Annotated in this window: 17 protein-coding genes; 9 read left to right on the forward strand and 8 right to left on the reverse strand. The window is 69.9% G+C overall.

Annotated features, from left to right (window positions below):
• Positions 1 to 69: 69 nt before the first annotated feature.
• Positions 70 to 1,989: an ABC transporter ATP-binding protein gene (locus OHB56_RS38055; RefSeq protein ID WP_406358428.1), complete on the forward strand. Its 1,920-nt coding sequence runs from the start codon at positions 70 to 72 to the stop codon at positions 1,987 to 1,989.
• A 254-nt stretch (positions 1,990 to 2,243) separates the two neighbouring features.
• Positions 2,244 to 2,486, forward strand: a complete 243-nt coding sequence (locus OHB56_RS38060; protein WP_326756242.1) for a DUF5302 domain-containing protein — start codon at positions 2,244 to 2,246, stop codon at positions 2,484 to 2,486.
• A gap of 735 nt (positions 2,487 to 3,221) precedes the next feature.
• On the opposite strand, the gene OHB56_RS38065 is transcribed toward OHB56_RS38060, so the two are convergent.
• From OHB56_RS38065 to OHB56_RS38100, 8 genes are all read right to left on the reverse strand, one after another.
• Complete coding sequence (locus tag OHB56_RS38065) at positions 3,222 to 4,391, reverse strand: hypothetical protein (protein ID WP_406358431.1); 1,170 nt, start codon at positions 4,389 to 4,391, stop codon at positions 3,222 to 3,224.
• 124 nt (positions 4,392 to 4,515) lie between these two features.
• The gene (locus OHB56_RS38070; protein WP_406358432.1) at positions 4,516 to 5,550 is read right to left on the reverse strand and encodes a 2-hydroxyacid dehydrogenase; all 1,035 of its coding nucleotides are present in this window, start codon (positions 5,548 to 5,550) and stop codon (positions 4,516 to 4,518) included.
• A complete protein-coding gene (locus OHB56_RS38075; RefSeq protein ID WP_406358434.1) occupies positions 5,547 to 6,170 on the reverse strand; it encodes a histidine phosphatase family protein in 624 nt (207 codons plus the stop codon). Before OHB56_RS38075 ends, OHB56_RS38070 begins: the two co-directional genes overlap by 4 nt.
• A complete protein-coding gene (locus OHB56_RS38080) occupies positions 6,167 to 7,663 on the reverse strand; it encodes an FGGY-family carbohydrate kinase (protein ID WP_406358436.1) in 1,497 nt (498 codons plus the stop codon). The genes OHB56_RS38075 and OHB56_RS38080 overlap by 4 nt, the downstream gene beginning before the upstream one ends.
• Positions 7,660 to 9,171, reverse strand: a complete 1,512-nt coding sequence (locus tag OHB56_RS38085; protein WP_406358438.1) for an FGGY family carbohydrate kinase — start codon at positions 9,169 to 9,171, stop codon at positions 7,660 to 7,662. The genes OHB56_RS38080 and OHB56_RS38085 overlap by 4 nt, the downstream gene beginning before the upstream one ends.
• A 4-nt stretch (positions 9,172 to 9,175) precedes the next feature.
• The gene (locus tag OHB56_RS38090) at positions 9,176 to 10,426 is read right to left on the reverse strand and encodes a sugar ABC transporter permease (protein WP_406358440.1); all 1,251 of its coding nucleotides are present in this window, start codon (positions 10,424 to 10,426) and stop codon (positions 9,176 to 9,178) included.
• On the reverse strand, positions 10,423 to 11,277 hold the full coding sequence (locus tag OHB56_RS38095; protein ID WP_406358442.1) for an ATP-binding cassette domain-containing protein: 855 nt from the start codon (positions 11,275 to 11,277) through the stop codon (positions 10,423 to 10,425). Before OHB56_RS38095 ends, OHB56_RS38090 begins: the two co-directional genes overlap by 4 nt.
• Before the next feature lie 32 nt (positions 11,278 to 11,309).
• The gene (locus tag OHB56_RS38100; RefSeq protein WP_406358444.1) at positions 11,310 to 12,368 is read right to left on the reverse strand and encodes a sugar ABC transporter substrate-binding protein; all 1,059 of its coding nucleotides are present in this window, start codon (positions 12,366 to 12,368) and stop codon (positions 11,310 to 11,312) included.
• Positions 12,369 to 12,661: 293 nt separating this feature from the next.
• On the opposite strand from OHB56_RS38100, the gene OHB56_RS38105 reads away from it, so the two are divergent.
• The 7 genes from OHB56_RS38105 to sbnB all read left to right on the forward strand — a co-directional run bounded on the left by OHB56_RS38105 (position 12,662) and on the right by sbnB (position 23,232).
• Complete coding sequence (locus OHB56_RS38105) at positions 12,662 to 13,480, forward strand: DeoR/GlpR family DNA-binding transcription regulator (RefSeq protein WP_406358446.1); 819 nt, start codon at positions 12,662 to 12,664, stop codon at positions 13,478 to 13,480.
• Positions 13,481 to 13,622: 142 nt separating this feature from the next.
• On the forward strand, positions 13,623 to 13,868 hold the full coding sequence (locus OHB56_RS38110; protein WP_406358448.1) for a hypothetical protein: 246 nt from the start codon (positions 13,623 to 13,625) through the stop codon (positions 13,866 to 13,868).
• A 644-nt stretch (positions 13,869 to 14,512) separates the two neighbouring features.
• Complete coding sequence (locus OHB56_RS38115; RefSeq protein ID WP_326756251.1) at positions 14,513 to 14,875, forward strand: hypothetical protein; 363 nt, start codon at positions 14,513 to 14,515, stop codon at positions 14,873 to 14,875.
• 369 nt (positions 14,876 to 15,244) lie between these two features.
• Positions 15,245 to 17,842 (forward strand): Pls/PosA family non-ribosomal peptide synthetase, encoded by a 2,598-nt coding sequence (locus tag OHB56_RS38120; protein ID WP_406359296.1) that lies wholly within the window; start codon positions 15,245 to 15,247, stop codon positions 17,840 to 17,842.
• Positions 17,843 to 17,854: 12 nt separating this feature from the next.
• Positions 17,855 to 21,118: a non-ribosomal peptide synthetase gene (locus tag OHB56_RS38125; protein WP_406358450.1), complete on the forward strand. Its 3,264-nt coding sequence runs from the start codon at positions 17,855 to 17,857 to the stop codon at positions 21,116 to 21,118.
• A gap of 42 nt (positions 21,119 to 21,160) precedes the next feature.
• On the forward strand, positions 21,161 to 22,165 hold the full coding sequence (locus OHB56_RS38130) for a TauD/TfdA family dioxygenase (RefSeq protein ID WP_406358452.1): 1,005 nt from the start codon (positions 21,161 to 21,163) through the stop codon (positions 22,163 to 22,165).
• Positions 22,162 to 23,232, forward strand: a complete 1,071-nt coding sequence (gene sbnB, locus OHB56_RS38135; RefSeq protein ID WP_406358454.1) for a 2,3-diaminopropionate biosynthesis protein SbnB — start codon at positions 22,162 to 22,164, stop codon at positions 23,230 to 23,232. The genes OHB56_RS38130 and sbnB overlap by 4 nt, the downstream gene beginning before the upstream one ends.

Here is a 23,232-nt window from a genome sequence, read left to right on the forward strand (position 1 = left end):
GCGGTAAATGCCTGGACCGGGCGCCTCCCCGGACGGGAGACTTCCGACTTCCGAACCTCCGGGAGTGTGATGGCGACAACAGAAACGCAGAGGCCGGTACCGGGCAGGAGCGCGGTCGTTCTCGCGCTGCGCCACTACGGCCGGGAACTGCTGCGACTGCGACGGCTGGCCCTGCCCGCGCTGCTGCTGCCGGCCGTGGGCAACATCGGCATCCGCTACGTCGCCCCTCTGCTGATCGCCAAACTCGCGGGGCAGGCCGCCGACGACAGGGGTCTCACCCTCGCCTCGGCGCTGCCGTACGTGCTGGGCTTCGGCGCGGTGCTGCTGCTCGCCGAGGTCGTGTGGCGGATCGGGCAGCACTGCCTGAACCGTGTGGACGCCCTCGGCATGGAGCACCTGTACGTGCTCGGCATGGACGAACTCCTCGCCAAGGACGCCGCGTTCTTCCACGACAACTTCGCCGGCTCCCTGACCAAAAGGGTGTTGAGCTTCGGCAAGCGCTTCGAGGACTTCGTCGACACGCTGACGTACCGGATCGTGGGCAGCCTCGTGCCCCTGGTGTTCGGCGCCGTCGTGCTCTGGCACTACGAACCGCTGCTCGTCGCCGGCCTCCTCCTGATGATCGCGGTGACCGCGGTGGCCGCGACGCCTCTGATCCGTCGCCGGCAGAGGCTCGTCAACGATCGTGAGGCGGCGATCGCCCGGGTCTCCGGCCACGTCTCCGACAGCCTCACGAACATGGAGACCATCCGGGCGTTCGCAGCCGAGCGGCGGGAGGCCGACGAACACCGCAGCCGGGTCGCGGACTCCCGGCGCCTGACGCTGCAGTCGTGGGACTACGGCAACCTGCGTGTGGACACCCTGGTCGCCCCCATGGCCGTGCTGACCAACGTGCTGGGCCTGGTGGTCGCCATCGCCCTCGGTGGTCCGGGCCAGGGGGTGGAGGAGATCGTCGTCGCTTTCACCTACTACTCCAACGCGACCCAGATCATGTTCGAGTTCAACCAGATCTACCGGCGCCTGGAGAGCTCGATGACCGAGGCCGCACAGTTCACGGAGCTGCTGCTGGACCCGCCCACCGTGCTGGACCCGGCGGAGGCCGAACCGCTCGCGCCGCGGAACACCGGCATCCGCTTCGAGGCGGTGACCTTCGCCCACGAGGGTGCGGAGCCGATCTTCAAGGGTCTCGACCTGGACGTGCCCGGCGGCGCACGGATCGGTCTGGTCGGCAGGTCCGGCGGCGGCAAGACCACCCTCACCCGGCTCCTGCTGCGGATGTCGGACATCGACGACGGACGCATCCTGATCGACGGCCAGGACATCAGCCGGCTGCGCCAGGCCGACCTGCGCTCACTGATCTCCTATGTTCCGCAGGAACCCGCGATGTTCCACCGCAGCCTGCGGGACAACATCGCCTTCGCCCGGCCCGACGCCACCGACGAGGAGATCCACGCGGCGGCCGAGGCCGCACACGTCACGGAGTTCGCCGATCAGCTTCCCGAGGGCTTCGCCACCCTGGTGGGCGAGAGGGGGGTGAAGCTGTCGGGCGGTCAGCGCCAACGGGTCGCCCTCGCCAGGGCGGTCCTTCGCGACGCCCCGATCCTGCTGCTCGACGAGGCGACCAGCGCGCTGGACTCGGAGAGCGAGATCCTCGTCCAGGACGCCCTGTGGCGGCTGATGGACGGACGGACGGCCCTCGTCGTCGCCCACCGTCTGAGCACCGTCGCCGGCATGGACCGTCTCGTCGTCCTCGACCGGGGACGCGTCGTCGAACAGGGCACCCACGGGGAACTGCTCGCCGCGGACGGCGCCTACGCCAGGCTGTGGCGGCACCAGTCGGGCGGCTTCCTCGGCGAGAACAGTGAGCCGGCCCCCGACGACGATCCACCGGGAGCCGCTCTCGCCGAACTGCCGGGACCGGCCGAACCGGCGTCGGACCGGGGCGGAAAGGTGTCGCCGCGGGCTCGCACGAGCACCGGGCCCGCGTGATCGAGCCGGCTCCCGGCCCCGGCCGGGCCGCCCGTCCCCACGAGGTCCGGCGTCAGCCGGCCTTTTCCACGGCTCGGTCCGCGCTCCACCGACCGGCGGGTGCGGCACCCTCCTCACCGTGACCGGGACGGTTTCGGGCCCTCGGCCGCGAAAGGGATACCCACCGAAACGGAGCAGGATGATGTTGCCGGTGCCCCGCACCGCGCCCGGCATGACAAGCTGTGCTGGCCCACCCCCGAACCCAGGAGATCACCATGACCGCAGAGCCCGCAGCTACTGAAGGTTCGGAGCCGGCTGACCCCGAGACGTCCCCTCTGGCGCCGGACAGCGACGGCAACTACGACCTCAAGCGCAAGTTCCGTGAAGCCCTGGCGCGCAAGCGCGGTGCGCAGGCGGACGCGGCCGATGTCGCCGCCAACCCGAATGCCTCGAAGGTGCGTGCGGCGCACGGCCCGGCTGCGAGCCAGCGGTCGTTCAGGCGCAAGAGCGGCGGCTGAGTCGATCAGTCCCGCGATCCGGCCGCCCAACCGGCACTCTGCGTGCCGCCCACTCGCGCGCCCGGTGCCGTGGCCCGCAACGTGCACGTACCCCTGTGCGCGTTGCGGGTGAGGCGTAGCCGGCGGTCTGAGGCTGATCCCCGGGAGTGGACACCGGGTTTCATGCGGCGAGGGACAGCGTGGTTGATGTGATCAGTCGCTGTTCGAACCCGATCGGTGTGAGGCAGCCGAGGGAGGAATGCCGTCGGCGCCGGTTCTAGCAGGCGAGCCGGCGGAACAGCTCGAGCCTCGTCTGCGCCCTCGAAGTCCCGCGCCGTCCGCGGAGCAACTCCCGCAGCCGGACTCCGGCCGGCCCCGCCCACCCGGTGCTCGGACGTGTGCTGAGGGGTGTCCTTGCGGACCCCCGTGCGCAGCGTCTCCCCGGTGATCCCGAGCTCCGCGGCCACCGCCGCGTACGTGCGCTGGCCACCGGCGGCTCGGTACAACGCGACGGAGTCCTTCCGAAACTCTTCCGGGTACGGAGACGGGCGCCCCACCTGGACCTCCCTTCCCGGACCTACAAGATCCATCGTCAGGGTGTCCATTCCAAAGGATCAGCCTCACAGACCACAGCGCCCCCTCGGCGCCGACGACGGCCACGGGACTTCCCGCCCGTTCACCGGACGCCGGCCGACAGCAGATGCACGAACCGCGTGCTGTCCCGTGGTCCGACCCGGCCGGCCCGGCGGGGTGCCGTCAGCCGAGGGGTTCGAACGGCCCCGGAGTCTTGCCCGTCCAGCGGTGCAGACGGATCTCGCCCTCCTGCTTGAGGACGCCGTCCTCCTCCACGGCCCGGCCCTCCGCCACGTAGTAACGTCCGTCGCCCAACGCGTCGAACCCGTAGCTGCCGTGGAACTCCCAGCCGCGGATGCCGGTCGCGTCGTCGCGCAGGCCGGCCTCGCGGAGGGTGAGGAGGCTACCGGTCTCCGGCACGGGCTGTCCCTTGATCTCGCCGCGCACCGGCTCGGCGGAGCCGTCGACGGTGAAGAAGGAGTAGTTGGGGAAGCCTTCCTTCCTGCCCTTGTAGACCGCCATGATCCAGTTCCTGGTGTACGGGTCGTACTGGAGGTTCTGCACGCCGTAGGTGGTGTTGCCGGTGTGGACGAAGAACTTGCCGTCGTGGTGCTCGGGGCCGCTGTGGTGCGGGGCGTCCTGGGAGAGCGGTCGCGCGTACCTGCCCCAGGAGCCGATGTCGTACTCCAGGATCACCTGGTGGTCGTTGTCGGTCCGGCCGGTGTGGGAGTAGATGCCGTACGCGACCTTCAGCGTCTGCCTGCCGCCCCGCTCGCCGAACCCGGGGCCGAACGACACGCCGTCGATGCCGCTGCATCCGTAGCGGTGGTCGGGGGTGTCGGCGGTGTCGCCGTCGAAGACTCCGTCGCCGTCCATGTCGGCGCTGAAGTCCGCGGCCACCTCGTGGAGATGGACCGCGGTCATGACGCCGTCCCGTTCGGCGTTCATTCCGACCCGGTCGATCTCGCGGCCGTCGAAGACGGCGATGTAGAACGATTTTGCCGCCTTGTACTCGAGCGATCCGTAGACCCTGCCGCTCCGGTCGTCGACGTCGATGTCACCGAGGTGGCCGGTGAGGCCCTCGACGGTCCCGACGACCTTGCCGGCGAGGTCGGTCTTGACCAGCTTCTGGGTGAACGACCAGTAGACGAAACCGCGTCTGCGGTCCACGGTCACGCCTTGCACATGGCTGGTCGGCCAGGCGCCGCCGTACACGGAGGAGGGCAGTTCGGGATGTCGGCCGCCGGGGGCGTCCGCGGCGGCGATGCCGGGGGAAGGGGCGGCGAGGAGGAGGGCAGGGACACTGATTCCGGCGAGGAGAACGGATCGGAACGTCCGGAGCTTGCCGCGCACGCGATGTCCTTTCCACGAGATGGTGAGTCGGGCTTCACCGGAGCGCCCCGCGACGTCCGACGGGTGAGGGGCGAGCACGGGACGGACCGGTGGTGGCGGAGCCGGGGAACTCTTCGTGAGCCGGTCAGGACCGGGTCCGCAACACCTCCGGGTTGGCGCAGTGGGCCGGGGCGCGGCCGGCCAGGAACCGGGCGACCTCACCCGCCACGAGGGCCGACGCGTTGTGGGCGGTCTGCTTGCCGGCGCCGGCCAGATGCGGGGTCATGACGACGTTGGGGGTGCGCCGCAGCCGGGAGCCGGCCGGGAGCGGTTCCTCGGGGAAGACGTCGAAGGCGGCGCCGAAGAGCCGGCCCTCGTCCAGGGCGTCGCAGACGGCGTCGTAGTCGAGCAGGGAGCCGCGGGCGCAGTTGACGAGTACGCCGCCGGGGGGCATGAGCCCGATCAGCTCGCGGGAGAGCAGCCCTTCGGTCTTCGGCGTGGCCCGGGCGTGCACGGTGACGAAGGAGGAGCGGCGCATGAGTTCGGGGAGGTCCACCCGGTCCGCCGGGGCCAGGTCGGCCGCGTCGGCGTACGGGTCGGCGACCAGGACACGGGCGCCGAATCCGCGGACGATACGGGCCACCCGGGAGCCGACGGCACCGTGTCCCACGATGCCGACCGTACTGTCCTCCAGTTCGGGGCCGACGCTGTCGTAGCGGTAGTAGTCGCCCCGCCAGACGCCCGCGGTGAGGTCCTGGTGGGCGGCGGGGACACGGCGGGCGGCCGCCAGCATCAGGGCGACCGTGTGCTCGGCGGTGGCGGCGGCGTTGCGGCCGGGGGCGAAGGTGACCACGACACCGTGCCGGGTGGCCGCCGCGAGATTGGCGTTGACCGGGCCGCCCCGGCCGACGCAGAACAGGCGGAGCCCGGGGCTCGCACCGAGGATCCGTTCCGTCAGCGGTGCCATCTGGGTGACGCAGATGTCCACACCGTCCAGCGCCTCGATGAGCTGATCCTCGGTACCGGAGGCCTCGTGGACCTCGGCCACCGCGCCGAAGGGCTCGACGGGCCAGGGCAGGGTGAGTTCACGGAAGGCGGCGTCGGGTGCGACCGGCCGGAGGCGGTCGGTGAACAGGGAGCTGCGGACGAAGTGGTCGCCGGCCGCGAGGATCGTGGTCACTCGGGTACTCCTGGGGTCACGTGCTGGTTCAGCGCCAGCAGCGAGGGTGTGCCGTCGTGGAGGATCAGTTCGTTCAACGCGCAGTTGGCCAGGTGGGGGAAAACGCCGCGGTAGTCCCGCAGCGGGAGACCGAGCAGCCGGCAGAGGGCGAGCCGGATCGCGGTGGAATGGGCCACGACGAGAACGCGTCCCTCCCGGTGACCGGCCCGCAGGCCGCCGAGGAAGTCGGCGTAGCGTTCGCCGACGGCGACGGGATCCTCTCCCTCCGGGAAGTGGCTGCCGACCGGGTCGGCCTCGAAAGCCTTGAGTACGGCGGGCAGGCGCTCCCGCATCTCGGCGCGGGTCATCCCCTCGGCGATGCCGAAATCGAGTTCGCGCAGCCGTGGTTCGACCATCAAGGGCAGACCGGCGCGGGCCGCGCTCCCCTCCGCGGTCTGCCGGCAGCGTCGCAACGGGGAGGACCAGACCGCCGTGAGATCCGCCCGCCCCGCCCAGGAAGCGAGCCGGGCGGCCTGGGCGCGGCCGTGCTCGGAGAGATCGATGTCGGTGACCCCGGCATAGCGGTTCTCGTCGTGCCAGACGCTCTCTCCGTGCCGGACGAGGAAAACATGGAGGCTCATGGTGCGGTCCTTTCTCGTGCGTGGGCCGAGACGGTCTCGGGCAGCCAGCCACGCTGGACCAGCAGATCGAGCAGCCGGGCGTAGCCCTCGTCATGGGCGGACCGATGCGCGGACCGCGGCTCCAGGACCCGGTCGGGCCGCACCATCGCGGCGGCGGCACCGTCCAGAGAGCCCGGAGCCCCGCAGGCAGAGGCGGCGAGTACGGCCATGCCGAGTGCGGGCTGGGAACGGCGGGGCAGGGACAGGGGCCGGCGCAGCACATCGGCGCGGAGCTGGTTCCACACCGGGTTGCGGGTCGCGCCGCCGGTGAGGACGACGGTCCCGTCGGTGGGGGCGCCGAGCAGGTCCAGATAGTCGAAGCAGAGGCGTTCGAGGTACGCGACGCCCTGCATCAGTGCGGCGAAGTCCTCGGCGCGGCCCGCCGGTTCCCGGCTGCTGAACGCGACGGCGTCCGGGGCGACGAAGGGAAATCGCTCCCCGGGCGAGACCAGCGGATAGCGCAGCAGCCCGGTGGGCAGCAGGGGCGCCGCCTCGTCGGTCAGCCGGTCCAGTGCCGTGCCGGCGAACTCCCGGGCGACCAGGCCCGCACCGGTGCTGGAGGCACCTCCGGGCAGCCAGTGGCCGGAGGGCGAGCGGTGGGAGTAGACGACACCGTTCGGGTCGTGCAGCAGGTCCTCGGTGACCCCTTTGAGGACGAGCGTGGTGCCGAGGACCGAGTTCCAGCTGCCGACCGCGGTCGCCCCGGAGCCCAGTTGGGCCGCACAGCCGTCGGTCATTCCGGCGACCACGGGAATTCCCGGGACGAGCCCGCACTCAGCCGCGGCACCGGCGCAGACCTCGCCGATCACGGTGCCGGGCATCACCAGGCCGGGCAGGATCCCGGCGGGGATCCCCAGGGTGGCGAAGACGTGTCCGGGCCAGGCCACCGCCGCGGCGTCGGCCCCGGACTTGAGGGCGTTGCTGGTGTCGGTGGGTACCTCGTGCCCGACGAGCCTGCGGTTGATCACGTCGTTCTGGTGGGCGAGGCGCCACCCGTCCCTCAGGGCGTTCGGGTACCGGTCGAGCAGCCAGCGGAGCTTGGGAAGCCCCCAGGAACGCTGCATCCGCCGGTAGCCGGCCTTGGCCCACTGCTGTTCGCCGAGCGCGTTGACCTGCTCCGCCTCCACGGTGGCGCGGCCGTCGTCGTACATGAGACCGGGGACGACACACCTGCCGTGCCGGTCGGTCAGTGTGAGGGTCCCGGAGGTCGCGTCGACGGCCACGGCCCGGATACGACGCGGGTCGGCGCCCGTGGCGCAGGTCTGCCCGACGGCCGAGCAGACCGCACGCCACCACTGTCCCGGGTCCTGTTCATGGCGTTCGCCCCGCCGGTGACTGGTCAGCGGCGACGACCCCGTGCCGAGCAGCCGGCCGTCCGAGGTCACGGCGACCGCGTGGACCCCCTGCGTGCCCAGGTCGATGCCCAGCCACACGTCCGGGGCGGCGCCGGTCACGCGCCGGCTCCGCCGTCGGGGCCCGTGCTGCCGCGGCCGAGCGCCCAGATCGGGCGGTGCAGCTCCCGCAGCCGCAGGAACTCCGCATAGCGCTCGCCCAGGGCCCCGCCCTGGGCGGGGTCCGGCTCGAAGGTGGCGGAGATCCGCACGTGCCGGGCCGCCGCGGTGGCGAAGTCCGGCTCGCGGCCGGTCGCGACCATGCCGGTCAGCCAGGCGCCGCGGGCCCCGGTCTCCGTGTCGGCGGGGATCGCCACCGGCAGGCCGACGACATCCGCGATCAGCCGCGTCCAGTACACGCTCCGGGCCCCGCCGCCGCTGAGGGTCAACAGCTCCGGGGCGGCCGCGGAGGCGACGAGACAGTCGCGGATGGCCATGGTGACGCCCTCCACGACCGCGCGGGCCACGTCCTCCCGGCCGCTGTCCAGGGACAGACCGGACAGGGAACCGCGGGCCGCCGGATCGAAGAACGGGGCGCGTTCCCCGGCCGAGGAGACATAGGGCAGGAACCGCACTCCGGCCGTGTTGTCGGCGCCGCGCTCGGCCAGCGCCATCAGGTCGGTGACCGAGGCGAGCCCGAGAAGCCGTGCGCCCCAGTGCAGCATGTCGCCGCCGCTCATGGTCGGGAAGGCGCGCAGATAGTGCCCGGGGACGCCCAGGGGGACGGTGATGCCCACCGGCTCGTCGGTGAGCACACAGTCGGCGGAGTCGGTGACGACCTCGGTGGACAGCGTGGTGCCGAGCACGGTGCAGGCCCGGCCGGTGCTGACCGCGCCGGAGCCGATGGCGGTGGCGCAGATGTCGTAGGGCGCCAGCACCACCGGTATGCCCGCGGGCAGCCCCGTCTCGGCGGTGGCGGTGGCGGTGAGCGCGGTCACCCGGTGGTCGTCGTCCCGGAGCGGGGGCAGCAGGTCACGGGCCCACTCCACGCCGTACAGCTCGAACAGCCGCTCGGACCAGGTGCGTCGCCCGATGTCCAGGAAGGGCGCCGAGGCCTCGGACTCGTCCACGGCCGCTTCCCCGGTGAGCTTCAGGAAGATCCAGCCGCCGCAGGTCAGCAGGTGGCGGGAACGGCGCGGCCGGTCCGGGGCGTGCTTCCGCATCCAGGCCAGTACGGCGTTGGGCATGCCGGTGGACAACCGGGAGCCGCAGATCCTGAAGGCCTGCTCCAGGGTGCCGTCGCGCTCCCACCCGGTGACCAGGTCGGCGGCCCGTCCGTCGTTCCACAGCACGGCGGACCCGGTGGGGCGGCCCCGGTCGTCGACGAGCCATGCCCCGTCGCCCTGCCCGGTGACGGCGACCAGCTCGGGCGGCTCGGGCAGCGCGGCCACGACTTCGCGGGTGGCGGAGGCGACCGCCTCCCAGACCTGGCCCATGTCCTGCTCCGCCCAGCCCGGCCGGGGCCTGAGCACCTGGGTCGGCCGGTGACTGACGGTCAGTTCCGTTCCGTCCGAGCCGTATCCGACGACCTTGACCGTGGTGGTGCCGGCGTCGATGGCCAGCGACGTCATGTTCTCAGCCCCTTCCGTGTGCCTGCCGGGAGCGGCGGGCGGCGGAGTCCAGGGCGACGGCGACCAGCAGCACGCAGCCCGTGATGACGAAGCGGTACGAGGAATCGAGACTGAGCAGGGTGAGCCCGCTGGAGATCGACTGGATGACGAGGACGCCGAGCAGGGCGGCGAAGGCGGAACCACGGCCACCGAAGAGGCTGGTCCCGCCGATCACCGCGGCGGCGATGGCGTTGAGGTTCACGTCCGCGGTGCCGGTGCTCTGGTTGGCCGCCGCGAGACGGGCGGCGGCCAGGACCCCACCGGTCGCGGCGAGTGTGGAACACATGACGAACGCCGTGGTGTACACGGCGCGTACGTCGATCCCGGCCCTGCGGGCCGCTTCCGCGTTGCCGCCCACCGCGTACAGGGACCGGCCGAGTCGGGTCCGGGTGAGGACGTAGTGCAGGACCAGGACCAGGGCGACGAAGAGCACGAACATCCACGGCACACCACGGGTGCGGTTCAGGTAGTGCACCGCGAACAGCAGCGCCGCCGCCAGCGCGAGGGACTGCACCGCCAGCCACCGCGGCGAGACGGACGACAGCCCGGCACGGCGGCGACTGCGGGCACGGGCCAGGCCGACGGCGAGGAAGCCGCCGACCGCCAGAAGCATGAAGGCGTAGGCCAGCGCCTCAGGGACGAACCACACCTGGGCGAACTTCACCAGGGCGGAGTCGTACGGCAGGTTGATGGCGTTCTGGCCCCGCAGGAGCCAGAGTTGGGCGCCGAGGAAAGCCAGCAGGCCGCCCAGGGTGGCGACGAAGCTGGGCACACCGAAGCGGTTGAGCACCTGCCCGTAGAGCCAGCCGCTCAGCGCGCCGACGCCGGCCGCCGCCAGGACCGCCAGCCACACCGACTGCTCGTGACGGACCATCACCACGCCCGTGGTCGCGGCGGCGACACCGCTCATGGAGCCGACCGACAGGTCGATCTGGCCGACCAACAGGACGCACACGATGCCGAGTGCGATCACGCCCAGGGACACCATGTCGAAGGCCAGGTTCACCAGGTTGGTGCTGGACAGGAAGGTCCGGTTCAGCGACTGGAAGATCGTCCAGATCACCACGACACCGGCGACGACCGGCAGCATGCCCAGGTCGCCGTGCCGGGCCCGGCGGACCACACCTCGGACGCTGTCGCGGAAACCGTGCCGTGCCGCCAAAGGCTCGTCCTGCCGGTCGTGGGCCGCCGCCACCGGAGAACCGAGAGAGGTCACGGTTGTTCATCCTCTTCCCGAGGGACGGCCGCGCGGCGCGCGGCACGCTGCGAAACGGCGTTGTCGGCGGCACCGGTGATCGCGGCGACGACCTCTTCGGAGGAGACCTCCCGGGCGTCGAACACACCGTTGTCGCGGCCGAGCCGGAGCACGGCGACCCGGTCGGCGACCGCCCGGACGTCCTCCATGTTGTGGCTGATCATGACGACGCCGAGCCCGTTGCTCTTCAGCCGCTCGATGAGGTTGAGCACCTCGGCGGTCTGCGCGACACCGAGGGCGGCCGTCGGTTCGTCGAGCAGGATGACCTCCGGCCGGCCGAGCAGAGCCCGGGCGATCGCCACCGTCTGCCGTTGGCCGCCCGAGAGAGCGGCCACCGGGACGTCGAGCGTGGGAATCCTGGCCCGCAGCTCACACAGCAGTTCCCGGGACCGCTTCTCCATGGCGACGTCGTCCAGCATCCAGGGCCGCAGCTCCCGGCCGAGAAAGAGGTTCGCCTTGACGTCGAGGTTCTCGCACAGTGCCAGGTCCTGGTAGACCGTGGCGATGCCCAGCGCGCGTGCGGCGCTCGGAGAATCGAACGAGACCTCCCTGCCGTGGAAGGAGACCGCCCCCGCGTCGGGGGCGTACACCCCCGACAGGATCTTCACGAGGGTGGACTTGCCGGCGCCGTTGTCCCCGACCACGGCGACCACCTCACCGGCCGCGACATCGAGGTCGATCCCGCTGAGCGCGGCGACCGCGCCGAACCACTTGCTCACACCTCTCAGCGACAGCACGCCGGTCCCGTCGCTTCCAGGAGGCGTGACGGGGGGCGTGGCGGGGGTCGTTCCGGGGATCGCGGAGCCTGCCATGGGCACCCTCTCTCACTCGGGACGGGACGCCGCTACTCGATGCCCAGACGCCGGCAGTCGTCGGCGTACGGGCGGGTGCAGACGTCCTCGGCCTTGAGCACCCCATCGGGGCCGAGGACGACCTCCTTGAGGTTCTCCCGCGTCACCACCGTCGGTTCGAACAACTGCGAAGGCGTGGCGAAGAGCGTCGAGTCCGCCTCGGGCGTCTCACCCTCCATCAGCTGATGGGCGGCCTCCGCCGCCGCCTCTGCGACCGTCTTGATGGGCTTGGAGATGGTGTTGTACTGGTCGCCCGAGACGACGCGCTGGACCGCCGCCAACTCGGCGTCGTTGCCGGTGACCGGAGGGACCTTCACCTCGGCGCCCTTGAAGGCCGCGATCGCCCCGCCCCCGGTGCCGTCGTTGGCGGCCACCACACCGGCGATCCGGCCGGGGTACTGGGCGATCTGCCCGCTCACCCACTGCTGCGCCTTCTCCGGTGACCAGTCCGGGGTGTCGTACTCGGCGAGCAGGTCGAACCCGCTGTCGTCGACAGCCTTGTGGATGCCCTTCTTGATCAGCCCGGCAGCGGCGTCGGTCGGAGAGCCGTTGACCTGGAGCAGTCCGCCCTTCGCTCCCGTTTTCTTGAGATGGCCGACCAGCGACCGGCCGATGGATTCGCCGATCGCCTCGTTGTCGAACGAGACATAGAAGTCCGCGGGCTTCTTGGACACCGGGCGGTCGTAGGCGATCACCTTGACGCCCTGGGAATGTGCCATCTGCACCATGGTGGACGCCGAGTCGGAGTCGACCGGGTCCAGCACGATGACCTTGGCGCCCTGCGCCATAGCGGAGTTGGCCTGCTGTTGTTGCAACGACGCGTCGCTGTCGGCGTTCTGGTAGATGACCTTGCACTCCTGGCAGAGCGCACGCATGCGCTTCTTGAACAGGGGGGCGTCGTACTGTTCGTACCGGGTGGAGGCGAGGTCGGGCATCAGGAAGGCGACCTTGCCCACGCCGCCGGAGCCGGTCGTGGCGGGTTCCTCCGCGCACGATACGAGCGTGCCCACGGCGAGGATTCCAGTGAGAGCAAGACGTGCCGGTCTTCTCATGTCGACTCCCTGCTCGTGGACACCGAGGGCAACGTTCAGGAAACTCAGATGTTTCATTTGTGTCAACGGGCCGCAGTAATTGAACAATTGCCGTGTTGCTTCTCCACCCTTCGATGTTCGCTCGGCGTGCGGGGCCGGTATGCGGAGTCCGGCCTAGGGTCATCGTTCCGAAGCGCGGCGACAGCGTCGGCAACGTGCGCGGGCGGCCTCTCCGGAAGGAGTGACGAACGAGGTAAAGGGGAGGGGGGCAGGTCCGGAGATGTTCACTTCACAGAAAATGAACAGGAGCTTTTATGGGAGCAGAGGACCGGCAGCCGGCCGACACGAGCGGCAGGAAACCCCGCGAACGGAGGGAGCGGATCAAAGGCCGCGTCGTGGACAGGGGGTTCGTCCGGATCGATCAGCTGGCCGACGAGCTCGGCGTGACCACCATGACCATCCGCCGGGACCTCGACCACCTGCAGGACCGGGGCTGGCTGAGAAAGGTCCGCGGGGGCGCGACCGCTCAGCCTTCGACCGCCTTCCACGGCGACGTCCGCCACCGCGCCCGCGCCATGACGGCGGAGAAGGACGCCATCGCCCGCGCTGCCCTGCCTCTGGTCAAGCCCGGGCAAGCGGTCATCATCGACGACAGTACGACGGCGCTGGCGCTCACCCGTCTCCTGGACCGGCATGCCCCGTTGACCGTCATCACCAACTTCGGCCCCGTCACCCAGACGCTGGCTGACAGCCCGGGCATCGAACTCATCTCCCTGGGCGGCACCTACTACCCCGCCTACGACGCCTTCCTCGGCCTGCGCACCGTGGACGCCGTGGCCAGTCTCAGCGCCGACACGCTCTTCGCCTCCACGACCGCCATCACCCGTGGCCACTGCTACCACCAGTCGCAGGAGACGGTGGCGGTGAAGCGGGCCCTGATGGATGCCTGCGCGCGCAAGATCCTTCTGGTCGACCACACGAAGTTCCGCCGTCGCGGCCTCTACCAGCTGGCCCCCGTGACCGCCTTCGACCTCGTCATCGTCGACTCCGGTATCCCGGCTTCCGACCTCGACGCCCTCCAGGCCGACGGCGTCGAGGTCCTCGTGGCCCGCCCGGAACAGCCGCGGCCGTAGCCGACATCCGACATCCGGCACCGACATCCGACATCCGGCACCGGCACCGACATCCGGCACCGGACCGTGGGCCGTGTCGGGGACGGTCGCCGGCATCGTCGCCCGCGCCACAGTCCGGCCATCCGCGTACCGCGTGGCCCATATGCCTCTGGAGCGCGCGCACCACCGGCCGGACCGGATCCGCCGGCTCAACTCTCGTCTCTGCCGAGGACTCTTCGGCGGGACGCACGACCCCTGTCACCAGGAGTTCGACACGGAGAACACCGTGTCGCCGAACGGGGCGGTCGACGAGGCGCTGCTCGGGCTGCGCCGACCTGCCCCCGGAATCACGCCGTACGCGGCGGGGCTCGGTTGCCAGGTCACGTGTGGCTCCGGGGTGCGACTGTGAGCCGAGCGGGACGGTCTGTGCTCTCCCTGCTCTTGCTCGGACATGACGTGATGGGGACCTCGGTGCGTACGAGAGGTGCCGGTCCATAAGCTGATCCCGCTCATCTGCCGCGGCCGAGAGGAACTGCCCCATGAGCGAGCTGCGGAACCTGGCCGGCCAGGCGTCAGCGAACTTAGCAAGCAGTCGGAAAGAGTTCCTCGATGAGCGGCCGGCATCAGCCGACAGTGAGCCGTTGTACGCTGAGAAATAGCCCTTGACCTGCGGAAAGTAGGCAGGGAGCCGAATTCCGGTAGTGCCGAATGCTGCGCACCATATTCAAGTCCAAGATCTAGCGTTTGGGTGTTTGTGCAGTTCAGAGGTGTGGTGGGGCCGCTCGGGTCAGCAAACGGTCAGCATTGGGTGCGAAGGCGTCCCAGCCTGCTGACCTGGTGACCGCCACGGCGGGGGCCTGGGCGCAGGTGCCTGGCTCCCGCTCGGGAAGTCCGCTACGTGGCTCGACAGCTCGCCCGCGGCATGGGGTCCTTCTTCGAGGACTGCACTGCGCCAGGCCGACTCGCTGTCCGCGTCCGTACACCATCCGTTTCAAGGACGTGCTGGGTAGGCAGCGTGAGAAGGCCGGATGCGGTACTCAAGACCACGCGATCGTGCGCCTCGCGCAGATCTATGCGGAGAAGAAGCGGACGGCGCCGTCCGTGGTGGAAGCCCGCCGTGAACCGGGGCGGCAGACGGTCGCGGAATACGCGAAGCGGCGGCGGCCCCGGCAGCGCAGGATGACGGAGTACTTCACGGGCGAGCATGTCAACAGCTCCATCAACGTCCACATCGATCCGCGTCTTGGGTCGCGGAAGCTCAACTCAGTCACGCCGATCGTGGTCGAGCGCTTCTTGGACGAGTGGGAGGCCGATGGGATCGGTCGAGGAAACCAGGTCAACATCTTCCGCACTCTCAGGGCGAGCCTGCGCGACGCTCATGACGAGGGAGCGATGGCGGGCGACCCGGTGAAGTGAAGAAGGCATTGACTGCCGCCACGCCCACCGACCTTATCTGGGCTCAGCAGACCAGCGCCATTCCAAGCTCACCAGACTTTGTCATCACCTGGTCCGGAGGGTCCGCCATTCAGGTGGTCCGTGATGCGCCGCATACCTGCGGCTGCCCAGGGGTCACGGGCCTGCCGAGCATTTCCCCGCTCGCACGGTGATCGATTCGGAGTGGCAGCCTGACGGCAGCGGGCCGAAACTGAAGCGGCATTCCGTAACCAGAGAAGAGCACGTGCCCGAGCTTCCGATGGCTCGGCAGGACTTTGTGCGGCGCTCAAGCGCCCTGACCCGCATCCGGCGGCCGTCGGCGATCCAGACGTCCTCCTCGAAGGAGATTAAATCGTGGAGCAGCCCTCGGATGTCCATATAGAAGGACCGGACGAAAGCGCCGTCATCAGGCGGAGTGGTCCCGGTCCGACGAGAGTGGACACCGAAACGCGACTGGCGGATGCGTTGGCCGACGTCGTAGGCGTCGAGAGCGTTCCGGCCGACGCGCACTTCTTCGACGGCCTTGGTGCGAACTCGCTGATCATGGCACAGTTCTGCGCGCGGGTCCGGAAGCGGGAGGACCTGCCCTCCCCGTCCATGAAGGACATCTACAGGTACCCCACGATCCGAAGCCTGGTGGCGGCCCTCGCGGAGTCCGCCCCGGCTCCCGCTGATTCCCCGGCTGCCCTCCAGGCTTCTACGCGGATGAGGCCGCCGGATCCGGTCACGCGGACGAGTAGGCTTTCCCACGTCCTTTGCGGAACGCTTCAATTGCTGTTCTTCCTGGGGTATTCGCTAGCCGCCGGATTCGTCACCGCAGGCGGATACGAGTGGGTCGCCGCCGGTTCGGATCTGGTGGACATCTATCTGCGGTCGCTGCTGTTCGGCGGTGTCGGATTCCTGGCTCTGTGTGCTTTCCCGGTCGTCGCCAAATGGGTGCTCGTAGGTCGCTGGAAGTCATGCGAATTCCCCGTTTGGAGCATGACGTACCTGCGCTTCTGGGTCGTCAAGGTACTGCTCCATGCGAATCCGATGGTCCTCTTCGTCGGAAATCCGCTGTACGTGCTGTATCTGCGGGCACTCGGCGCGCGGATCGGCAGAGGGGTCACGATCCTCTCCCGCTCCGTCCCGGTCTGCACCGACCTGCTGACGATCGGCTCCGGCACGGTCGTCCGCAAGGACTCGTTCTTCCTCGGCTACCGGGCGCACGCGGGACGTATCCAGACCGGCCGGATCACCCTCGGCCGCGACGTCTACATCGGTGAGAAAACCGTCCTCGACATCGATACGTCCATGGGCGACGGTGCGCAGCTGGGACACACCTCGTCCCTGCACCGGGGCCAGGCCGTCCCGGACGGCGAGCGCTGGCACGGGTCCCCCGCACAGCCCACGCAGGTCGACTACCTGCGGGTCGCGCCGGCCTGGTGCGGCACCATGCGCCGGGCCTGGTTCGCTCTCGCCTCCCTGCTCCAACTGTTCTTCCTGTACACCCCGCTGGCCGTGGGCGGGATGTACATGGTGTTCAGCGAGGTGCCGGCGATCCGCAAGCGGCTCGAACCCACGGCCGCGCTGACGCTGTCGGAACTGGTGTCCGACGCGCTGGTCCTCTCCCTCGTGCTGTTCCTCGGCTTCATCACCCTGGGTCTAGCCGCCCTGTGCACCCTCCCGCGTCTGCTCAGCCTGGCCGTCAGACCGGACAGGGTGTACCCGCTCTACGGGTTCCCGTACGCGGTACATCGTGCGACGGCGCAGATGACGAACATCAAGTTCTTCGCCTGGCTCTTCGGGGACAGCTCGTACATCGTGCACTACCTGCGCGGCATTGGATACGACTTGTCGCACGTCGAGCAGACCGGGTCGAACTTCGGCACCGAGGTGCAGCACGACAGCCCCGTGCTCGTCTCCGTGGGCAGGGGAACGATGGTGGCCGACGGACTCTCCGTCATCAACGCGGACTACTCCGCAACGTCCTTCCGGCTGTCGCGGGCATCGATCGGTCCGCGCAACTTCCTGGGCAACAACATCGCCTATCCCACCGGCGGCAGGACGGGCGACAACTGCCTGCTGGCGACGAAGGTGATGGTGCCCCTGGACGGAGAGGTCCGCGAGGGGGTCGGACTCCTCGGCTCGCCGTGCTTCGAGATCCCCAGATCGGTGGAGCGCGACTCGCGGTTCGACGACCTCAGGACCGGCGAGGTCCTGCGTCGCCGCCTCGCCGCGAAGAACCGCCACAACGTGCGCACGATGGCCCTCATGCTGTTCGTGCGGTGGCTGCACACACTTACGCTCACGTTCCTCGCCCTCGCCTCCGTGCAGATGTACGGCGTGCTCGGGCACATCGTGATTGCCGCGTACATGGCGCTGACGCTGGCCCTCTCCACCGCCTACTACATCCTGGTGGAACGCTGCGCCACGTCGTTCCGCAGGCTGCGCCCCATGCTGTGCTCCATCTACGACCCCGCCTTCTGGTCGCACGAGCGCCTGTGGAAGGTCCCGGACCATTACCTGAACATCTTCAACGGAACCCCCTACAAGACTCTTGTCTGGCGACTGCTGGGCGTCCGCATCGGCAGCCGGGTCTTCGACGACGGCTGCTACCTGACGGAACGTACGCTCACCGCCATCGGCGACGAATCCACCCTCAACGCCGGGAGCAAGGTCCAGTGCCACTCGCAGGAGGACGGCACCTTCAAGTCCGACGTCACCACGCTCGGTACCGGCTGCACGCTGGGCGTCGCCGCGCACGTGCACTACGGCGTGACGATGGGCGACGGCGCGGAACTGGCGCCCGATTCCTTCCTCATGAAGGGCGAGGAGATCCCCCCGCACGCGCGCTGGGGCGGCAACCCCGCCGTCGAGATGCCGGAGGCCGAGGCACAGCCCGGTGGCACCGGCGGCAGGACACCACCGTCCGTGGCCAGCACCGCTGCTGCGGCGACCGTGAACTGAGGGAGCATTCTGATGGGAGCGCGTGTGGAGGCGGACCGGGAGTTCTGGAGCCGTGTGCTGACCGCCGGTGGTTTCACCGCAGTGCCGCGATGGGTTCGGGAGCCGGCTCCCGGTGCGGCCGAACACGAGACGTCGGTGCCCGAGGTCGTGACGGATGCGGTACGGGGACTGGCACGGCAGCTGGAAGTGCCGGTCAGCGCGCTGCTGCTGGCGGCGCACGCCAAGGTGCTGGCCGCCCTCTCCGGCGAGCAGGACGTGGTGACGGGGTACGCCGCCGAAGCGCGCGGCGAGCCCCTGCCCTGCCGCCTCGCCGTAGCCCCCGGCACCTGGCGCGCGCTGGTGTCGTCGGCTCACCATGCGGAGGCGGAAGTGCTGGCGTACCGGGAGTTCCCGGTGGAGGAGCTGCGTCACGAACTGCGGGTCGCGGAACCGTCGTACGAGGTCGTGTTCGGATCAACGGTGGCGGACGAGACACCGGCCGGCGAGGACGTCATGCACGTGCACTGGTCCGAAAGCGCTGGACGGCTCACACTGCGGCTGCGCTACCGCACGGACATCCTGGACGGCGAGAGCGCGACCCGGATCGCCGGCTACCACCTGACGGCGCTCGGCCTGATGACGGCCGATGTGGACGCCGGGCACACGCGGCAGAGCCTGCTGTCGGCCGCTGAGACGCACGAGCAGCTGGAAGGGCTGGCCGGCCCCCGGCGGACGCTGCCGGACGCGCGGGCGCACGAACTGTTCGAGCAGCGCGCGCGGGCGCATCCGGACGCGGTGGCGGCGGTGCACGGCGAGCGGCAGTGGACGTACGGTGAACTCAACGGGCGTGCCAACCGGTTGGCGCGGGCGCTGCTGGCCCGAGGACTGGGCCGCGAGGACGTGGTCGCCGTCGTCACCGAACGGGGTCTCGACTGGCTGGCCGCGACCTTGGCGGTATTCAAAGCGGGAGGCGCGTATCTGCCGATCGAGCCGCACTTCCCGCCCGGCCGTATCGCGGCGACGCTGGCGCGGGCCGGATGCCGGCTGGTGCTGACCGAATCGGGCAGCACCAGCACCCTCGACCAGGCGATGGCCACCGTACCGGAGGCCGAGAGGCTGCTCATCGCGGACCTGTACGCGGAACCGCACGCCGACGACGACCCCGGCGTCGCGGTAGACGCCGGCCAGCTCGCCTACATCTACTTCACCTCCGGCTCCACCGGCGAGCCGAAGGGGGCGATGTGCGAGCACGCGGGCATGCTCAACCATCTCTTCGCCAAGATCGACGATTTGGGCATCGGCGAGGACGGTGTGGTGGCGCAGACGGCACCGCAGTGCTTCGACATCTCGCTGTGGCAGCTGGTGTCCGCGCTGCTGGTGGGCGGGCGGACGCTGCTGGTGGGGCAGGACGTGCTCGTGGACGTGGAGCGGTTCGTCGACACACTGGCGAGCGGCCGGGCCGGTGTCACTCAGCTCGTGCCCTCCTATCTGGAGGTCCTGGTCTCGTACCTGGAGCAGCACCCCCGCGAGCTCCCGGACCTGCGCTACGTGTCGGTGACCGGTGAGGCGCTCAAACCGGAGCTGGTCCAGCGCTGGTTCGCCGTCCAGCCGGGGATCAAGCTGGTCAACGCCTACGGCCTGACAGAGACCTCGGACGACACCAACCACGAGATCATCGACGGGGTGTGCGAGCGCGTCCTGCTGGGGCGGCCCGTCAACAACGTGCACGTCTATGTAGTGGATGAGCGGCTGTCGCTGGTGCCGCTGGGCGCCCCCGGGCTGATCGCCTTCTCCGGTGTCTGTGTGGGCCGGGGCTACGTCAACGATCCCGAGCGGACCCGTGAGGCGTACCTCGAGGACCCGTACCGGCCGGGTGAGCGGCTCTACCTGGGCGGTGACTGGGGCCGCTGGCACCCCGGTGGCAAGCTGGAGTTTCTCGGGCGTCGGGACAACCAGGTCAAGATCCGCGGCTTCCGCATCGAGATCGGAGAGATCGAGAACACCCTGCTGCGGGTTCCCGGCGTGCGGGACGGCGTGGTGGTCGTCGACGACCGGGCAGGGCAGGGCAAGCACCTGATCGCCTTCTACTCGGGACGGCAGCTGCCCACGGACGAGCTGCGCGACGCGCTGGGCACCGACCTGCCCGCCTACATGGTCCCCTCCGCCTTCCACTGGCAGTCGGTCCTACCGCTGACCGTCAACGGAAAGACCGACAGGAAGGCGCTCACCGCGCTGGCCGAGCAGAGGGTGCCTGCCGCGCACGACGACGCCGCGGGCGAGCAGGACCGCGTACCGGGCACCCAGGCCGAGCGGAGGCTGGCGGCCGCCTGGGCCGAGCTGCTCGGTGTGCCCGAGCATCAGATCGGCCGTACGGACCACTTCTTCGAATCCGGGGGCACCTCCCTCACCGCGGTGAAGCTCACGATCGCGCTCAACCGCGCGGTGTCCCTCAAGGACATCACCCGGCACCCGGTACTCGCCGACCTGGCCGCCCTCCTCGACGGCGCGGCCAGGCAGCGCACGGAGCTGCTCCAGCCGCTGTCGGAGGCCAACGCGACGCCCGAGTGCACACTCGTGTGCTTCCCCTACGCGGGCGGCAACGCCGTCAACTACCAGCCGATGGCCGATGCATTGGCGGGAAGCGGTACGCGGGTCCTCGCGGTGGACCTGCCCGGTCACGACCTCGCCGCTGCCCACGAGCCGTTCGCGTCCGTCGCACAGGTGGCAGAGCGGGTCGCCGTCGAGATCACCGCGCGCGGCCTGACCCGGGTCATGCTGTGGGGCCACTCGTCGGGCACCGCACCGGCCATGGAGGCGGTCCGCAGGCTCCAGGAGCGCGGTGTGGAGGTGACGCGGCTCTTCCTCGGTGCGCAGTTGCTCGGCACCGCAGCCGAACGCCGGGTCGCTGTAAAGGAACTGACATACTGTCACAGTGCTGCGGTCGCCGCGCGTCTGGCCACGGAAGGCGGCTACATCGAGCTGGCTGAGCTGAACGCGCAGCACGCCGAGCACATCGGTGCCGCCTACCGGCATGACTGCCTGTCGGCGCACCGGTACTTCTGCGACGCCCTGGAGAACCCGCCACGGGTGAAGCTGTCGGTTCCGGTGTCGGTGGTCGTGGCCGCCGACGACCCGTGCACGGCTGGATACGCCGACGCCCACCGGGACTGGCTGCTGCTGGTTGAGCACGTGGATCTGCACGAGCTCGCGGACGGCGGCCACTACTTCCCGCGCCTCCGCCCGGGTGAGGCGGCGCAGGCCGTCCTGGCCGCCGTCGCACCGCTGGCCTCCCCCTGAACCTCACCAAGCCTCCAGAAGGGCAACCGAAAGGAAACCGAGATGTCGACCTCATTCCTGGCAGCCCCGCTCGACGTGGAGCTGCGGCCGGACAGACCGGCGTTGGTGCACATCGACACCCCCGCCGACGCCCCGAGTTGGGCGACGCAGTACCGCGAAGCGCTGCGCGCACAGGTCACCGAACACGGGGCACTGCTGGTCCGAGGCCTGGGATTGCGGGACATGGATCAGGTCGGCGCCGTCTTCTCCCGTCTGACCGGCGGTCTCATGACAGAGCGGGAGTCCTTCGCCCCTCGCCAGGAGTTCGGCCCGGGGCTCTACTCCTCCACGACCTGGCCGGCCAACCAGCCGATGTGCATGCACCACGAGCTGAGCTACACGCTGGAGACTCCCGGCCTCATGCTTTTCGCGTGTCTGACCGCGCCCGACCAGGGCGGGGCGACGGCGGTGGCCGACGCGGCCCAGATCCTTCAGGCGCTTCCCGCCGAGCCGAGGGAACGCTTCGCGCGTGAGGGCTGGCTGCTGACCCGCTCCTACAACGACGAGATCGGGGCATCCCTGGAGGAGTCGTTCGGCACCGGCGACCGCGCGGAGATCGAGCGCTACTGCCGGGCGGGCGCCATCGACTTCACCTGGCAGCCGGACGGTTCCCTGCGCACCACGCAGCGGCGCCCGGCCGTGGTCCGGCACCCTCTCACGGGCAAGGACTGCTGGTTCAACCAGATCGCCTTCCTCAACGAGTGGACGCTGGACCCGGAGGTGCGCGAGTACCTCGTGGACGTCTACGGCGACGACGGGATGCCGTTCAACACCCGCTTCGGGGACGGCAGTCCGATCGGCGAGGACATCGTCCAGCTGCTCAACGCGACCTACGAAGAGCACACCCGACGCGAGCCCTGGCAGGCCGGTGACCTGCTGCTCATCGACAACATCCGCACCGCGCACAGCAGAGAGCCCTTCACCGGAGAGCGGCAGGTGCTGGTCGGCATGGCCGAGCCCCACCGACCGGCCGACTGCGACCCGACCCCGGAGGCGAGCCGGCGATGACCAACCTGGTGTCCACCCCCACGCAGCCGGTCATGCCCGACATGGCTTCGGCGCCGACGTTCGCGGTGATCTCCGGTGAGCAGGTGCAGCAAGCACTCGACGGGCGCGAGAAGCAGATCGTCGAACTGGTCGAGGCCACCTACCGGCTGCACGGTGCCGGGGACTCGGTCAACCCGCCGTCCTACTTCCTGCGCTTTCCCGACCGCCCCACCTCACGGATCATCGCGCTGCCGGCCTCCATCGGCGGGTCCGTGCACGTCGACGGCCTCAAGTGGATCTCCAGCTTCCCGGGCAACGTGCGGGCCGGGCTGCCTCGCGCCTCCGCGGTCCTCATCCTCAACGACCCCGGCACGGGCTACCCCTTCGCCTGCCTGGAGAGCTCCATCATCAGCGCGACCAGGACGGCGGCGTCCGCCGCGCTGGCCGCCGACTGGCTCAGCCGCTCCCGGCCGCGCCCGAGCCGTGTCGGGTTCTTCGGCACGGGACTGATCGCCCGTTACATCCACACGTTTCTCGCGGGTACCGGCTGGACGTTCGACACGATCGGCGTACACGACCTCGCCGCCGACAGCGCCTCCGGATTCTGCGGGTACCTGCGGCAGAGCGGGACCACCGCCGAGGTCACCGTTCACGACAGTGCCGAGGACCTCATCCGCGTCAGCGACCTCGTGGTCTTCGCCACCGTCGCAGGCGAACCCCACGTCACCGACCCGTCCCTGTTTTCCCACAACCCCCTGGTCCTGCACGTGTCCCTGCGTGACCTCGCCCCCGAAGTCCTCATGACCTCGGCCAACTTCGTCGACGACGTCGAGCACTGTCTGAAGGCCGGCACCTCTCCCCATCTGACCGAACAGCGCACCGGCAATCGGGACTTCCTGAACGGCACGCTCGACGACGTGATGTGCGGACGGGCCGTCCCACCGACCGACCGACCGGTGGTCTTCTCACCCTTCGGACTCGGTGTCCTCGACCTCGCCGTCGGCAAGTACGTCTACGACGAGGCAGCCAGGGCGGGAAACCTCCGCCTCATCGACAACTTCTTCCACGACCTGCGCCGGTACGGCTGA

The sequence above is a fragment of the Streptomyces sp. NBC_01635 genome, assembly GCF_045209715.1.
GTDB lineage: Bacteria > Actinomycetota > Actinomycetes > Streptomycetales > Streptomycetaceae > Streptomyces > Streptomyces hirsutus.